This is a genomic window from Sphingomonas flavalba (genome assembly GCF_047553045.1).
In the GTDB taxonomy this organism is placed as follows: domain Bacteria; phylum Pseudomonadota; class Alphaproteobacteria; order Sphingomonadales; family Sphingomonadaceae; genus Sphingomonas_L; species Sphingomonas_L flavalba_A.
In genome coordinates this window covers 1,880,356-1,895,860 of sequence record NZ_CP180208.1, presented here as the reverse complement: position 1 = coordinate 1,895,860, position 15,505 = coordinate 1,880,356, and the positions used below count along the sequence as shown (strand labels likewise).

Sequence of the window (15,505 nt, the reverse complement as noted above, 5' to 3'; positions counted from 1 at the left end):
GTTCAACGCTTGCCGGCCTGTGCTACCCGTGCCGGCGTGGCGGTGCCGTTGATCCGCCGCAGGATTTTCAGCGCGTAATCGAGCTGGAAATCCTCGATATTCTGCTTCTTCAGCTCTTCGGCGGTCTGCGTGAAGCGCGGATCGTCCTTGGTGTCGTCTTCCAGCAGGCTGTTGTCGACCTTCGCTTCGTTGATCAGGTGGCGCCGCAGGTCGGCTTCGCGGAAGCGCGGGCGCGCCTTGTAGTCAGGATCGGACAACTGCGGCACGATCAGGTCGGGTTCGATTCCGCCTTCCTGCACCGAGCGGCCGGACGGGGTGAAATAGCGCGCGGTGGTCAGCCGTAGCGCGGTTTTCTCGCTTAACGGCAATAGTGTCTGCACCGAACCCTTGCCGAAGGTGCGATCACCGATAACCAGCGCGCGGTGCTGATCCTGCAGCGCACCAGCGACAATCTCCGCCGCGCTTGCCGAGCCGGAGTCGACCAGTACGACCACCGGCAGGCCGTGGGCGTCGTCACCCGGCTTGGCGTAATAGCGTTCGATGTCCGCTTTTTCCCGCCCGCGCTGAGACACGATCTCGCCGCGTTCCAGGAAGGCGTCCGACACCTCGATCGCCTGATCGAGCAGACCGCCGGGGTTGGAGCGCAGATCGACGACATAGCCGGTCGGCCGGCGGCCGAGCGCCTTGTCGATGCCGAGCAGCGCGGCGCGGACGTCCTGCCCGGTATTCTTCGAGAAGCTGTTGATGTTGATGTAGCCGATGTCGCCCTTCACTTCCCATTTCACCGGCTTCAGCTCGATGATTTCGCGGGTTATCGTCAGGTCGAACGGCTTGTCGCGGCCGGGGCGGACGATGGTGATCTTGATGTCGGTGCCCGGCTTGCCGCGCATCTGGCTGACCGCTTCGTTCAGCGTGCCGCCATAGAGCAAAACGCCGTCGAGGTGGGTGATGTAGTCGCCGGCCTTGATGCCGGCGCGGAAAGCGGGGGTATCCTCCGTCGGGGTGACGACTTTGACCGCGCCGTCCTCCATCGTGACGGTCAGGCCGATGCCGCCGTAATTACCATCGGTCTGGGTACGCAGATTGTCGAAATCCGCCTCGTCCAGATAGGAACTGTGCGGATCGAGGCTGGCGAGCATGCCGTCGATGGCGCCCTTGAGCAGTGTCTTGTCATCAACCTTGTCGACATAGTCGGCGCGGACCCGCTGGAACACGTCCATGAACGTATCGAGTTCGCGGAAGGTCGCGCTGTCGACCGCGGCCAGACCGGCATTGGTGACGGGGACGAGAGCCAGCGCCGAAACCAGCGCGGCAGCGCGCAGAACGGGGGCGCTGAACAGGGATTTCGGCATCAGACAACGGGTCCTAACACGCAGGGGCGACGACTCTACAGGCATTCGCGGCGAATCCCAACCGCTGTTGTCGCGGTGTGCGGGGAGCGCCACGCACCCTATCCGACCAGCCGGGTGATATCGATCGGCGTTGCGTCATGGCGCAGTTCTACGGTGACCTGTGGGTGGCGCGGGCCGGTGCGGCCAAGCGGGCTGCCCTGTACCACCGTATCGCCGATTGCCACCGCGATACCGTCCAGGCCGGTCAGCAGCGAGGTCCAGCCGCCGCCATGATCGACGATGACGATCCGGTCATAGCCGCGATAGGCGCCGGCAAAGACGATGCGCCCGGCGGCAGGGGCGACGACCTGCGCGCCGGCGCGCGCGGCGATGGTCAGCCCGCGCGAGCGGACGCCGGCGCGCGAAATTTCCCCCAGCCCGGCGACGACTGTGCCGTTGACCGGCAGCCGGTAGCGCGGCCGCCCGGCGGGCAGGGGCGATTCGGCCGGAATGGGCAGGGCGGTGGCGGCGCCGGGCTGGGCCGGTCGCGGCAGTGGTCCGGGCAGTGCGGCCAGCGTGTCGCGGGTCCGGGCCTGACGGTTCAGATCCGCCATCAGATCGGTGATGTCGTGTGCCTGCTCTCCAAGGGCGATCGCCCGATCGGCTTCCAGCGTGGCTTCGTTGCGCAGCGTCTGCGAACGGCGGCGATGAGCGACGGCGAGCCGGGCGAGTTCAGCGCGTTCGTCGACCAGCCGTTGCTGGCCGGCGCGCACCCCGGCCAGCGCCTGGCCGGCCAGGCGGCGCAGGCGCTCCCCCTCCGCAACTTCTGCGCGGAGCGCGGCGGTGCGTTCGTGGATGACCGGCATCAGTGTCGCCAGCATCGCCCGGACATGGACCATGTCCGCGACCGAACCGGGCTGAACCACCGCCATGGCCGTGGGACGCCGCGCCATCGCCTGCAACGCGGCGGTGAGCTGGGCGATCGGCTGCTGCCGCGCGGCGAGCCGGGCGCGCTGAGCGCGGCGCATACGTTCGACGATGGCAACCCGCGCCTCGGCGGCGTGGATGTCGGCCTCCGCCGCCTGAATACGGGCGGCGACCGCCGCTTCGCGCGAGCGGGCGGCGGCGGCATCGTCTAGCGCGGCCTTCGCCTGTTGTTCGAGCGCCTGTGACCGCGCGGTCGCACGGCGCGCATCGTCGAGCGCGCGAGCGAGATCGCGCCGTTCCTCGGCGATCGTCTGGGCGGCGGCGGGCGGCATGAAGCCGGGGACGGCGAGCGCCAATGCGGCGACACCGGCTGCGAAAGCGGGCAGGGCGAGGCCGCGCGCCACCGTCACCCGTCGCGGTGATAGGGATGGCCGGCGAGAATGCTGGTCGCCCGCCACAACTGCTCGGCGAGCATCGCGCGGGCGAGCAGGTGCGGCCAGGTTGCCTGGCCGAAGGCGAGCAGCAGGTCCGCTTCGTCACGCAGCGCCGGGGCATGCCCGTCCGCGGCGCCGATCACGAAGCGCGCCTCGCGCCGGCCATCGTCGCGCCAGCGGCCGAGGCGGTGGGCGAGGTCGGTCGATGGCAGGTCGCGGCCCTTTTCATCGAGCACGATCAGCACTGTTCCGGGCTCTTGCGCCGGCACGCGACCGCCACGATCTGGCAATTCGGTCACCCGCCAGGGCCAGGCGATGCGTTTCATGTAGCGGTCGACCAGATCGGCCTCCGGCCCGCGTCCGATCCGCCCGCGCGCGAGGATGTGGAGCAACAACGGACCTGTCAGGCGTTGGCGACCGGAGGCGCATCACCGAAAGCCCACATCCGTTCCAGATTGTAGAAGCTGCGGACTTCCGGCCGGAACAGATGGACGATCACGTCGCCGGCATCGATCAGGACCCAGTCGGCGGCGGGTAGCCCCTCCACCCGCGCGGTGCGGCCGAATTCGGCCTTGATCCGTTCGCTCAGTTTCTGTGCCATCGACGCGACCTGTCGGGTCGAGCGGCCGCTGGCGATGACCATATGGTCTGCGATACTGCTCTTCCCCTCCAGCGGGATCGAGATCGTATCCAGTGCCTGATCGTCGTCGAGTGAGGTCAGCACAAGGCGATGCAGCGCCTCTACCGTGTCAGGTTCAGGCGTGTGCGGCGACGGAGATGGAGCGACCAAGGGGGTTCCTCAAACAGACGGGGGGTGGGCAGGCGAATGCACGGGCGGCCGTTGATCGCGGCCGTACCGGCGGTGCCAATCGGGATTGATCCGCCGCAACAGGGTGGCGGAGGTGGGATCGGGGCGAAAGCGCAGCAGCACGAGGGCCGGCGGTCTCCAGTCCGTCCAATGAGCAACCTGGCTGGCGGGCCGGACGTAGCGCCGCAGCCAGCCCATCGCGGGAGCCGCGTGGACCGCCGCATCATAGCCCGGACGGGCGATGACGGCAATCGGGACGATGCGCGCCAGTTTCCGCCAGTGGCACCAGCGGTGGAACTGCGCGAGATTATCCGCCCCCATCAACCAGATGAACCGGCGTTTGGGATAGCGGCGGACCAGCGCCGCGAGCGTGTCGACGGTGTAGCGGGTGCCCAGTTCCGCCTCGATCGCGGTCGCGCGGATCGGGGTGCGGCGCGCCATGGCCCGGGCGGAAGCAAGACGGGCGGCGAGCGGCGCCATGTCGCCGGCACCGTCTTTCAACGGGTTGCCTGGCGACACCAGCCACCACAGATCGTCCAGCCCCAACGCCGCGATCGCGTGCAGGCTGATCGCGCGGTGACCGCGATGCGCCGGGTTGAAGGAGCCGCCAAGCAGGCCGGTGATTGTCATCGCCTGACGCCATGCCAGCAACCGCGCGCCCGGCAAAGGGGGATCAGACGCCGCGTTCGAGCATCCGGCGGCGGTCGACCCCCTGCCGGTCGATCATCCATTGGGGATATTCGGGGGGCAGCGTGCTCGCTGCGTCGAGCGCGGCAAGCTGATCGGCGCTCAGCGAGACGGACGCGGCAGCAAGATTGTCGGCAAGCTGATCGATCCGCCGGGCGCCGACGATGACGCTGGTCACCGCCGGTTGATGCAGAAGCCAGGCGAGCGCGACCTGTGCCATCGACACGCCGTGGGCGTTGGCGATCGGCGCCATCGCGTCGAGCACCACTTCACCGCGGCTGGTGTCGACGGGTGGGAAAGCAAAGGTCTGACGGCGGCCATCGGTGGCGCTTTCGCGGTATTTGCCGGAGAGGTAGCCGCTGGCCAGCGGACTCCACACCATCAGGCCCAGGCCTTCCGATTGCAGCATCGGCACGATTTCCCGTTCCAGTTCGCGGCCGACCAGCGTGTAATAGGATTGGGTCGACTGGAACCGGTCGAGGCCGAGGCGTTCCGAGATGCCGAGTGCTTTGGCTATTTGCCAGGCCGCCCAGTTCGACACGCCGATATAGCGGACATGGCCCTGACGAACGAGGTCATCGAGTGCGCGCAATGCTTCCTCTATCGGCGTCGCCGGGTCCCAGCCGTGGATCTGGTACAGGTCGATATGGTCGGTGCCGAGGCGTTTCAGGCTGGCTTTCGCCTGATCGAGGATATGGCCGCGCGACAGGCCGCGATCGTTCGGGCCGTCTCCCATCGCGCCCATCACCTTGGTGGCGAGAACGACATCTTCGCGCCGGAGGCCGAGATTGCGGATCGCCTGGCCGGTGATCTGTTCCGACAGGCCGAGCGAATACATGTTGGCGGTGTCGACGAAATTGACCCCGGCGTCGACGGCGGTGTGCAGCAGGGCGTCGGCATCCGCCTGTTCAAGCCCGCCGATCGCCGCGAACATGCCGGTGTTTCCGAAGGTCATGGTGCCGAGGCACAGTTCGGAGACAAACAGGCCGGTGGAGCCGAGGCGGTTATAGCGCATGGGGAAGATCCTGATCCGGAAGAGGGGGGCGTGAAGATGGCGCGGGACGGGCGCGGCCGCAACCGCGCCGGGCGAAGATTTCGCCGTTACGGCCGGGTCTGTCCGGTGCCGCGGACCAGCCATTTATAGGTGGTCAAACCTTCCAGTGCGACAGGGCCGCGCGCATGGAGGCGGCCGGTGGCGATGCCGATTTCCGCGCCAAGCCCGAATTCGCCGCCGTCGGCGAACTGGGTCGAGGCGTTGACCATGACAATCGCACTGTCGACTTCCGCCAGGAAGCGTTCGGCGGTGGCGGCGTCCTCCGTGACGATCGCCTCGGTATGGCCGGAGCCGTGGGCGGCGATGTGGGCGAGGGCGCCGTCGATCCCGTCGACGATGCCGACGGTGCATAGCGCGTCGAGATATTCAGTGTCCCAGTCCGCCGCTTCGGCCGGGGCGATGCGCGGGTCGATCGCCCGCGCCGCCGCGTCGCCGCGCAGCGCGCAGCCGCCGTCGATCAGCGCGGCGAGCAATGGCGCGGGATCGGAATAGGCGCGATCGATCAGCAGCGTTTCCATCGCCCCGCAAATGCCGGTACGGCGCAGCTTGGCGTTGACGACGATCGCCTGTGCCCGGTCCGGGTCGGCGGCAGTGTCGACATAGACATGGTTGATGCCGTCGAGATGGGCGAGGACCGGCACCCGCGCCTCCGTCTGGACGCGGGCAACCAGCCCTTTGCCGCCGCGAGGAACGATTAGCGCGATCGTGCCGTCGGCGCCGGCAAGCATGGCGCCGACGGCGGCGCGATCCGGCGTCGGGACGATCTGGATTGCATCGGAGGGCAGGCCGGTCGCCGCGAGACCGGATACCATCGCGCGGTGGATGGCGGCGCTGCTTGCCGTCGAATCGGAGCCGCCGCGCAGGATGACGGCGTTGCCAGAGCGCAGGCACAGCGCGCCGGCGTCGGCGGTGACGTTGGGCCGGCTTTCGTAGATGATGCCGATGACGCCGATCGGCACGCGCACACGTTGCAGGACCAGGCCGTTGGGGCGGGTGCTTTCGTCGATCAGCGCGCCGAGCGGCGAGGGCAGGGCGGCGACCGCCTCCACCCCGCGCGCTATGCCTTCGATGCGGTCGCGGTCGAGGCGCAGCCGGTCGAGCAGCGCGGCGGACAGGCCGGCGGCGGTGGCGCGCGCCATATCTTCCGCGTTCGCGACGAGAATTGCGTCTGTATCGGCGCGGATCGCGGCGGCCGCCGCTGTCAGAGCGGCTGCGGTTTGCGCCGGATCGGTCCGCGCCAGCACGACGGCGGCGGCGCGGGCGCGCCGGCCCATGGCGGCGATGGTTCCGGCGACGGTGGCGGCGGTGCTGCTCATCGTGCGGGCCATATCATGCCGGCGGCGATTTGAAACCGGTTAGCCGGCTACCCGATCCCGTGTCGCCGCCATCGGGCCGGCCAGCGCGTTTGCGGGCAGGGGGGCGATACGGATGCGGCCTTCCGCGAGGAAAGGCGTCAGGATCGTATTGATCCGACGGGCGCGGACCGAATCGATCGCCAGATTGAACGCGCAGTTGGATATGACGTCGGCGATCTGGACGCCGGAGGAGCGTTTGCTGTCGGCGAGGCGAGCGCGGCCGCACGGGCCGATCAGCGCGGCGATGTCGTCGCGGACCAGCGACAGCGTTGCCGGATCATAGCGGCCGTCGTCGATGATAACCTGAGCGCAGCCGCCGCTTTCGGGGAGAAGCCGGGCGACCGAGGATTCGAGCAACGCGCTGTAGATCTGAACGTCGAGAATGCCGTCGGGCATCGCCGGGCGGCGGATGTCGGTGACCACGGCGCGGCCGCCGAACCGTTCCAGCAGTTCCAGCACCAGCGCGCGTTCGACCAGCGAGATGCGGCTGCCCTTCAGTTCCCCGCCCAGCCCGGCGACGGCCTTGAACCGGCGGACCAGCGCGTCGGCGGCGTCGGGATCGATCGCCACCGCCGCGAAGGTCATTGCCCCGGCGGACAGGCCGCCGCTTTCATCGCAATAGATGTGCATGGCGCCGGAATGTCAGCGCAATGCGTCGCCGGTCAAGCGCCTTGCGGGCTTGGATCGCCGAAACCGCCCTTCGGCCGCCGGGTCTTGGGGATCGAGCTGCCGCCGCTGACCAGCGGGGCCGGCCGGCTTTTGTCGCCTTCGTCGCGGCCGAGATCCTCACCCGCGATCGCGCGCTTCGCTTCTTCGCCGTTCAGCGTCTCATATTCGAGCAGCGCTTCCGCCAGCCGGTGCAGTTCGTGCAGATTGTCGGTCAGCACCTTGCGCGCAGCGCCTTCCGCTTCCTCGATCAGGCGGCGGACTTCGCTGTCGATCAGCCGGGCGGTTTCTTCCGACACGGTCTGCGAGCGGGCGACCGAGTGGCCGAGGAACACCTCGTCCTGATTGTCGCGGTAGCGCAGCCAGCCGAGCTTCTCGCTCATCCCGTATTCCATCACCATGGAACGGGCCATGTCGGTCGCCTGCTGGATGTCGTTGGAGGCGCCGGTGTTCAGCGCGTCCTTGCCGTAGATCAGCTGTTCGGCGATGCGGCCGCCGAAGCAGAGCGCGAGCCGCGCCTTCATCTGCTTCATCGACATCGAGAAACGGTCGCGTTCCGGCAGGTTCCATGTGACGCCGAGCGCACGGCCACGTGGGATGATCGTCACCTTGTGCAGCGGATCGCAGCCGTCGACGTGGAGCGAGACGAGAGCGTGGCCGGCCTCGTGATAGGCGGTCGCCTTCTTCTCATCCTCGGTCATGACCATGGACTTGCGCTCGGCGCCCATCATGACCTTGTCCTTGGCCTCCTCGAACTCCTGCATCGCGACTAGGCGCTTGCCCTTGCGCGCGGCGAGCAACGCCGCCTCGTTGGCGAGGTTGGCGAGGTCGGCGCCGGAGAAACCGGGGGTGCCACGGGCGATGGTGCGGCTGTCGACATCGGGCGCGAGCGGCAGCTTCTTCATGTGGACGGCGAGGATCTTCTCGCGGCCCTCGATGTCCGGGCGCGGCACGACGACCTGGCGGTCAAAGCGGCCGGGGCGCAGCAGTGCCGGGTCGAGCACGTCCGGCCGGTTGGTCGCGGCGATGATGATGATGCCTTCGTTCGCTTCGAAACCGTCCATTTCGACGAGAAGCTGGTTCAGCGTCTGCTCGCGTTCGTCATTGCCGTTGCCGAGGCCGGCGCCGCGATGGCGGCCGACCGCGTCGATCTCGTCGATGAACACGATGCACGGCGCGTTCTTCTTCGCCTGCTCGAACATGTCGCGCACACGGCTGGCGCCGACGCCGACGAACATTTCGACGAAGTCGGAGCCGGAGATGGTGAAGAACGGCACGTTCGCCTCGCCGGCGATCGCGCGGGCGAGCAGGGTCTTTCCGGTGCCGGGCGAGCCGACGAGCAGCGCGCCCTTCGGGATCTTGCCGCCGAGGCGGGCGAACTTGGTCGGGTCCTTCAGGAAGTCGACGATCTCCTGCAGCTCCTCGCGCGCTTCATCGATGCCGGCGACGTCGTCGAACGTCACCTTGCCGTGCTTTTCGGTCAGCATCTTGGCCTTCGACTTGCCGAAGCCCATCGCGCCGGAGCCGGAGCCCTTCTGCATCTGGCGCAGCACGAAGAAGGCGATGCCGAGGATCAGCAGGAACGGCAGCGACTGGTAGAGCAGGATCATCCAGAAGCTCGGCTCATCCTTCGGCTGGGCGGAGAATTTAACGCCCTTGGCCGACAGGCGGCTGACCAGCGTCGGGTCGGCCGGGGCCATTGCACGGAAGCTCGTGTCGTTGGTGAACTTGCCGCTGACCATGTCCGGCGCGATCGCCACTTCCTTCACCGAGCCTTCGTCGACCCGCTGGAGAAATTCCGAATAGGCGATGCCGTCGGCCGCGGTGGTCCGCGCGCGGCTGTCGAACATCGACACGAACAGGATGAGCGCCACGACGACGCCGAGCCAGATCAGCAGGCTCTTCATCCACGGGTTGCCGTCGGGTTCCTTATTCTCGTTCATTCCGCGCTCTCGCTGTTTCCTGCCGAATGTAGGCATGGAGCCGTTAATGGACAATGGCCGACGGCCGCGTTCCGCTCAGTTCCGCCGTTTCATTGTGGCTCAGCCACCACGCCGGGGCGGTGCCGGAGCGAAATGCCAGCGCGGGCCGGGCGTCGCCTTGATACCGGCGAGCGTCGCCGGCTGGCCGCGATGAAGCCGCTGGATCAACGCAGTTATGGCGGGGCCGTCCGGCAGTTGGTTGAATTCAGACAGGATTCCACCGACCGCCCGGCGCAGCATCTCACTTGGCAAACCGGCGTGATCGAGGGTGATCGCGCCCGGCGCACGGGTGATCCGGCCGGAAAGAATCTCGGCCGCCGCCCATGCGAGCGCGTTTTCCGATTCGGCAAGGTGGTGCGCCGACGCGGCGATCCGCAGCGGATCGAGCAGCGGGTTGGCGGCGAGCAGCGCGCGCATGGCGGTGCGGTCGTGGCGGCCGTCATGGTTCGACGGGTCATCGGCGGCGGCGATGCCTTGCGCCGCGACCAACGCCGCCAGTTCCGCCTTGCGCCAGCCGAGCAACGGGCGAACGAGGCGCAGGCCCGGCCCCAGCGGCCGATCCGCGCGGACGCCGGCCAGCCCGGCCAGCCCCGCGCCCCGGTTCAGCCGCATCAGCAGCGTTTCGGCCTGATCGTCCGCATGATGGGCGGTGGCGAGGGTGGCGATGTCGCCGCCAGCGCACCAGTCGGCCAGCGCGCGATAGCGGGCGGTGCGCGCCGCCGCCTGTATACCAGTGCCGGCCGGGTGGACGGTGACGCGCAGAATGGCGTGGTCGACAGCGAGCGTCCGGCAGAGGGTGGCGACGGTCGCCGCCTCTTCCGCTGCCGCCGGGCGCAGGCCGTGATCGACGGTCGCGGCAGCGACCGGCCCGTCATGCGCGGCGTGAGCGAGCAGCAGCAGCGCCAGGCTGTCCGGCCCGCCCGACACCGCGATGCCGAGCGGGGCATCGGCGGGAATGGCGAGGGCGGTGAGAACGTCCCGAAAGCGCCCGACCTGAGCCGGATCGGGCGCCGACGGGATCAGCGGCACCGCGCCGCCTTGCGCCCGGCCGCGACATCGGCCTTCAACCCGGCATCGGCGGTAGCGGCGTAGACGTCGTTGAATTCGTCGAACGCCTTGCAGGCGTCGGCTGGCTTTTTTAGCGCGGTCAGCGACAGGCCGAGGCGGTAGAGACTTTCCGCCGCCCGCTCGCCGCGCGGCATTTTCTGGTAATTGTCGTAGAAGGCGACCGAGGCGAGCGCCTGCTTGCCCTGATCCGCATAGGCGCGGCCAAGCAGATTCTGCGCGTAGCTGGCGCGGCGGTGCTGCGGGAATTTGGTGGCGACGGCCTGCAATTCCGCTTCCGCTTCCGGATAGAGCTTCGCCTGCCACAGCCGGAAGCCATAGATGTAGCGATCCTCCGCCTCGTTGCCGGTGGACGGGCGCTCGACGGCGGCGACGGCGGCCTTGTCGCTGGCGGGCGCGGCGGCGGGCGCCGGGCTCGGCCGGGTGGTCGGGCGGGCGGGGGGCGGGGTGACCGGTTCTCCGGCCGGCGCGGTGACCGGGGCCGGATCGACCGGGCCTTCCAGTGCCTTCAGCCGCGCGTCCGCATTGGCGGTCAGCTTTGCCAGTTGATCCTGGAGCTGGCGGATCTTGTAGCCATTCTCCTCATTCTGGCCGGTGATCGTCGCCAGTTGCGATTCCAGTGCGCTGACCCGCGCCGTCAGGTCGGCGAGCGGCGATGTCGCCGGCAAGCCGGGCGCATCGGCGGGGCTGGACGGCGCGGCGATTTCCGGTTCCAGAATCGTGCCGCCATTGGGGAAGACCTTGCGCTGAACGGCGCGCATCTCCTTTTCCAGCTTGTTGATACGTGGGCTCAGCGTGTCTGCCTGTGCCGCCAGCGGGGCGGGGAGGGCAAGCGTCGCCGCGAGCGGCAGGACAAGGAGGAAGGCAGGGAAAGGCAGCCTAGGGCGCATCAAAACGGCTCCGCGATTGACCAGCAGATATGTCGCCATAGCCAATTCACCCGGTGCTTGTCGAAGGGCGATGGCCGCACCGGCGGCGAAATGGTTCGGACGGGCGCCCGGTGCCGTGCCGGCCGATCAGGGCAGGCGGGTGGTGACGGACGGGGCCGGAGCCGTCGCCGGTATGGTGGCGCCGGGCGCCGGGCGTGCGGCGAGCGCGGCGGCGCTGATCCCGACATTGTCGATCGTCTGTTCGGCATCGCCGAGCGGCGGCACCGCGACGCCGCCGACGGTGACGGCCAGCGCCTGCGGCCGCCCGGTGCGGATAACCGGCGTGTTGGCATCGGTCGGCACGTCATACCGCTCCCCGGCCTGCATTTCCTTTTCGAACAGCCGCTTGCCGGTGGCGTCGGTGACACGCAGCCAGACGGTGTCGGTGGCGGTCAGTACCACCGGGCCGGTGGAAGGAGTGGGTGCGGCGGCGGGTGTGTCGACGGGCGGCGCAGCAGCGGCATTGGTCGCCGGATCGGCAACCGCGGTGGTGACGGTTGGCGCCGGGCTGCTCAGCCATTCGGTGCGCCAGATCACATAGCCGATGACCAGTGCCAGTGCGATGACCGCCGCCGTCCAGGCGAGAAGGCGGGGTGGTACCCGCGCCGGATCTGCCGGTTCGAACGCCACATATTGCGAGCGTTCGTAATTATCCTCGTTCAACTGGCGGCGGACATCGGCGGCGATCGCCACCTCGTCCAGCCCGACGGCGCGGGCATGGGCGCGGGCGAAGCCGATGCTGTACGTAGGCGACGGCAGTGCATCCAGCCGGTCTTCTTCCAGCGCCTCCAGATGGCGCTGGGGGATGCGGGTACGCGCGGCGATGTCGGCGAGGTCCAGGCCGGCCGCTTCGCGACCGGCACGGAGCCGCGCCCCCACGGTGCCCGCGCGCGGGCTTTCTTCGTTTGCCGGATTTTCCACCATGTTTCTTTCCGGGGAAGCACGCTGCGCCCTGTTGCATGCATGACACGCGACCCGGCGGGCAATGTCAACCGGGAAACGGGCCGGAATCCTGCGGGATTCGCGTGAAAGCCGAAGGCCACCGCCCGGTCAGGACAGTTCGACGCCCTGATCGACCGCCCAATCAGTCAAGCGCCCGCGCAGGTCGCGCGGCGGGCTGACCAGCAATTCTCCGACCAGTTTGCGCAGTGGTGCGAGTTCAAGCGAGCGGATCATCGCCTTGACCGGGCCGACCGCGACCGGGGTGACCGACAAACGTTCCACCCCCAGACCGATCAGCGTCATCGCTTCCAGTGTTCGGCCGCCCATTTCGCCGCAGACCGTGGTCGGCACCCCGGCATCGCGGGCCTGATCGACCACGCGTTTCAGAAAGCGCAGGATCGCCGGGCTAAGCCAGTCGTAGCGTTCGGCCAGTTTCGGGTGGGCGCGATCCGCCGCGAACAGGAACTGGGTCAGGTCGTTGGTGCCGACCGACAGAAAATCGAGGCGGGGCAGCAGCAGGTCGAGCGTTTCGGCCAGCGCCGGCACTTCGAGCATCGCGCCGTAGCGGATCGCCGCCGGCAGTTTGCGATTGCGCGCGGACAGCCAGCGGCGCTGCGCTTCGAACAGTGCGCGCGCCTCGTCGAATTCCCAGGGTTCGGAGACCAGCGGGAACATCACGTTCAACGTGCGCCCGGCGGCGGCCTCGATCAGCGCGCGCGCCTGCGCCTTCATCAGCCCTTCGCGTTCCAGCGCGACGCGGAGCGCCCGCCAGCCCATGGCCGGGTTTTCTTCCTGCCCTTCCGAATCGACGCGCATGTAGGGGAGCGCCTTGTCCCCGCCGATGTCGACGGTGCGGAAGGTGACCGGCCGGTCGCCGGCGGCGTCGAGCACGTCGCGGTACAGCCGTTGCTGGCGTTCGCGCTGTGGCATCGTCGCCGAGACGAGAAACTGGAACTCGGTGCGGAACAGGCCAATGCCTTCCGCCCCGGTCAGGTCGAGCGCCGCGACATCGTCGCGCAGGCCGGCATTGACCATCAGCGCGACATAAGTGCCGTCGCGCGTCACAGGCGGCTCACCCTTCATCGCGGCGAAGGCGGCGCGGCGTTTCTGGCCGAGAACCAGCTTGCTGTCGAAGCTCTCCTCCATCGTCGGCGTCGGGCGGACGTAGAGCATGCTCTTGCTGGCATCGAGCAGCAGCAGATCGCCTTCGCCGATGACCCGGCGAACGTTGCGGACGCGGCCGAGCACCGGCACGCCCATCGCCCGCGCGACGATGGTGACGTGCGCGGTCAAAGAGCCTTCCTCGAGGATAACCCCCTTCAGCCGGCGGCGGTCGTATTCGAGCAGTTCCGCCGGGCCGAGATTGCGCGCGATCAGGATCGTGTCCTGCCGCAGGCCGAGCTGTGCGGCCGTGCCGAGCTGGCCGGAGACGATGCGGAGCAGCCGGTTCGACAGGTCCTCCAGGTCATGCATCCGATCGGCGAGCAGCGGGTCGTCGATTTCCCGCATTCGCATGCGGGTGCGCTGCTGGACGCGCTCGATCGCCGCCTCGGCGGTCAGGCCGCTGTCGATCGCCTCGTTGATCCGCCGGCTCCAGCCTTCGTCGTAGGCGAACATCTTGTAAGTGGCGAGTACCTCCTCATGCTCGCCGCCGACGCCGAATTCGGCCTGGCTCGCCATGCGCTCGATCTGCTCGCGCATCCGGTCGAACGCCGAATAGACGCGGTGGCGTTCAGCCTCGATGTCTTCCGCCACGGTGTGTTCGATGCGGATGCGCGGCTGGTGATAGACGGCGTGGCCGCGCGCCATGCCGTCGACCAGGCGTTGGCCGGCGATCTGCATCGCCTGGGTGCTGTTGACCCGGCCGCTGACCGTGCCGTGATCATCGATCAGCCCGGCATTGGCGATCATTTCCGACAGCACCATCGCCACCGTTTGCAGCGCCTCTATCTCCACCTCGTCATAGCGGCGCGGGTCGCTGTGCTGGACGCAGAGCACGCCGACCGCTTCCTGATGGCGGACGATCGGAACGCCGGCGAAGCTGTGGTAGAGATCCTCCCCGGTTTCCGGGCGGTAGGCGAAATCGGGGTGGGCGGCGGCTTCCGCCAGGTTGAGCGTTTCGACATTGTCGGCGATCGAACCGACCAGCCCTTCGCCGAACGCCAGTTTGGTGACATGGACCGCTTCCTGCTTCAGGCCGCGGGTGGCGTAGAGTTCCAGAACCCCGTCGCGCAGCAGGTAGATCGAGCAGACTTCGCTATCCAGCGCCTCGCCGATCATGTTGACGACCTGCGCCAGCTTAGCCTGCGGATTGCTGCGTGCGGCCATCACGTCGTGAAGGCGGGTGAGAATCTCACGGGCGGCGGCGGCGGCACTGACAGGCATGGCGTTGCTGCTACCAGACCGAAGGCCCGGCGTCTTGCTCCTTTGTCCGGCCGCGGCGGGGCGCAGACACGAAACGGCCCGCCGGGGCGATCCCCGACGGGCCGTTTCGCACAGCCGGATGCGGTTGTGGGATCAGGCCACCGCGACCCGGCTGCGCGAACGCCGGCGCAGACCTGCGCCCACCAGGCCGAAGCCCGCGATCATCATCGCCCAGGTCGCCGGTTCCGGCACTGCAGTCTGCGTGGTCACGATCAGCGAGCTGAGCTTGAAGCCGTCATAGACGTCCTTGGTCTTGGTCTTGCGGCCATCCTTGTAGCTGAACGAGTCGATGCCGAAGAAATCGGCGCCGACGACCCACAGATTGGCGAATTCGCCGGTCGGGTTCAGCGCCATCGGCGCGCTGGAACCAGTACCCTTGATGCTGTAGCCGCCGAAAACGGCATCGTAGCTGAGGCCGCTCAGGTTGTAATTCTGGTTCCACGCCTTGTCGGTGGTGGCGTAGCCGACATAGGCGTCATTGTCCGCCGGGCCGCCGAGGACCGAGAAAGCGTTCAGCACGCCGGTGTCGAGCCGGACCGCCTGATCGAACTGGAGCAGGATGAAATCCGCGCTCTTGTTGTTGTCGATCGTGTGGAGGTTGTCGCGGCCGCCATTGTCGGTGTTGGTGATCACGCCGAAGCCCTGAGCGTATTTCTGCAGCGAGGCCGACGAAATCTTGTGATTGCCGGTGAGCGAAGCGGTCCAGGCGCTGACCCGGACGTTGACCGTCGTGTCCCCCGCCGATGCGCTATACTTGCCCCCGCCCTGACCGGCGGACAGAAAGTTGAAAACCACCGTCTCGGCCATTGCCGGCGTCGCGGCCATCATCGCAGCCGCCGCGGTCAACGCACCGATCGTCCGAACACGCACCATAACCCTCTACTCCCCAGATCGCCCGACG

14 protein-coding genes are annotated in these 15,505 nt (G+C 68.2%); all 14 read right to left on the bottom strand.

Annotation, left to right across the window (positions count from 1 at the left end):
• Positions 1–2 precede the first annotated feature (2 nt).
• The 14 genes from ACMT1E_RS09060 to ACMT1E_RS08995 all read right to left on the bottom strand — a co-directional run bounded on the left by ACMT1E_RS09060 (position 3) and on the right by ACMT1E_RS08995 (position 15,477).
• Complete coding sequence (locus ACMT1E_RS09060) at positions 3–1,352, bottom strand: S41 family peptidase (protein ID WP_414899780.1); 1,350 nt, start codon at positions 1,350–1,352, stop codon at positions 3–5.
• Between the two features lie 98 nt (positions 1,353–1,450).
• Positions 1,451–2,662 carry a murein hydrolase activator EnvC family protein gene (locus ACMT1E_RS09055; RefSeq protein ID WP_414899779.1) on the bottom strand — a complete coding sequence of 404 codons (1,212 nt, stop codon included), beginning with the start codon at positions 2,660–2,662 and terminating at the stop codon, positions 1,451–1,453.
• A 2-nt stretch (positions 2,663–2,664) separates the two neighbouring features.
• Positions 2,665–3,087 (bottom strand): 23S rRNA (pseudouridine(1915)-N(3))-methyltransferase RlmH, encoded by a 423-nt coding sequence (locus ACMT1E_RS09050; protein WP_414899777.1) that lies wholly within the window; start codon positions 3,085–3,087, stop codon positions 2,665–2,667.
• Between the two features lie 8 nt (positions 3,088–3,095).
• The gene (gene rsfS, locus ACMT1E_RS09045; protein WP_414899776.1) at positions 3,096–3,482 is read right to left on the bottom strand and encodes a ribosome silencing factor; all 387 of its coding nucleotides are present in this window, start codon (positions 3,480–3,482) and stop codon (positions 3,096–3,098) included.
• 9 nt (positions 3,483–3,491) lie between these two features.
• Positions 3,492–4,130 (bottom strand): nicotinate-nucleotide adenylyltransferase, encoded by a 639-nt coding sequence (locus ACMT1E_RS09040; protein ID WP_414899775.1) that lies wholly within the window; start codon positions 4,128–4,130, stop codon positions 3,492–3,494.
• Positions 4,131–4,173: 43 nt separating this feature from the next.
• Entirely contained in the window at positions 4,174–5,202 is a 1,029-nt protein-coding gene (locus ACMT1E_RS09035; protein ID WP_414899774.1) for an aldo/keto reductase, read from the bottom strand.
• Positions 5,203–5,288: 86 nt separating this feature from the next.
• Positions 5,289–6,557: a glutamate-5-semialdehyde dehydrogenase gene (locus ACMT1E_RS09030; RefSeq protein WP_414899773.1), complete on the bottom strand. Its 1,269-nt coding sequence runs from the start codon at positions 6,555–6,557 to the stop codon at positions 5,289–5,291.
• A 39-nt stretch (positions 6,558–6,596) separates the two neighbouring features.
• Positions 6,597–7,226 (bottom strand): DUF3800 domain-containing protein, encoded by a 630-nt coding sequence (locus tag ACMT1E_RS09025; protein ID WP_414899772.1) that lies wholly within the window; start codon positions 7,224–7,226, stop codon positions 6,597–6,599.
• A gap of 32 nt (positions 7,227–7,258) precedes the next feature.
• Complete coding sequence (gene ftsH / locus ACMT1E_RS09020) at positions 7,259–9,205, bottom strand: ATP-dependent zinc metalloprotease FtsH (protein ID WP_414899771.1); 1,947 nt, start codon at positions 9,203–9,205, stop codon at positions 7,259–7,261.
• 99 nt (positions 9,206–9,304) lie between these two features.
• Positions 9,305–10,273: a tRNA lysidine(34) synthetase TilS gene (gene tilS, locus ACMT1E_RS09015; RefSeq protein ID WP_414899770.1), complete on the bottom strand. Its 969-nt coding sequence runs from the start codon at positions 10,271–10,273 to the stop codon at positions 9,305–9,307.
• Entirely contained in the window at positions 10,264–11,238 is a 975-nt protein-coding gene (locus tag ACMT1E_RS09010; RefSeq protein WP_414899769.1) for a YbgF trimerization domain-containing protein, read from the bottom strand. Before ACMT1E_RS09010 ends, tilS begins: the two co-directional genes overlap by 10 nt.
• Positions 11,239–11,325: 87 nt before the next feature.
• Entirely contained in the window at positions 11,326–12,162 is an 837-nt protein-coding gene (locus tag ACMT1E_RS09005; RefSeq protein ID WP_414899767.1) for a RodZ domain-containing protein, read from the bottom strand.
• Positions 12,163–12,288: 126 nt separating this feature from the next.
• The gene (ptsP, locus tag ACMT1E_RS09000) at positions 12,289–14,565 is read right to left on the bottom strand and encodes a phosphoenolpyruvate--protein phosphotransferase (RefSeq protein WP_414899766.1); all 2,277 of its coding nucleotides are present in this window, start codon (positions 14,563–14,565) and stop codon (positions 12,289–12,291) included.
• Between the two features lie 132 nt (positions 14,566–14,697).
• The gene (locus ACMT1E_RS08995; RefSeq protein ID WP_414899765.1) at positions 14,698–15,477 is read right to left on the bottom strand and encodes a PEPxxWA-CTERM sorting domain-containing protein; all 780 of its coding nucleotides are present in this window, start codon (positions 15,475–15,477) and stop codon (positions 14,698–14,700) included.
• Positions 15,478–15,505: the final 28 nt, after the last annotated feature.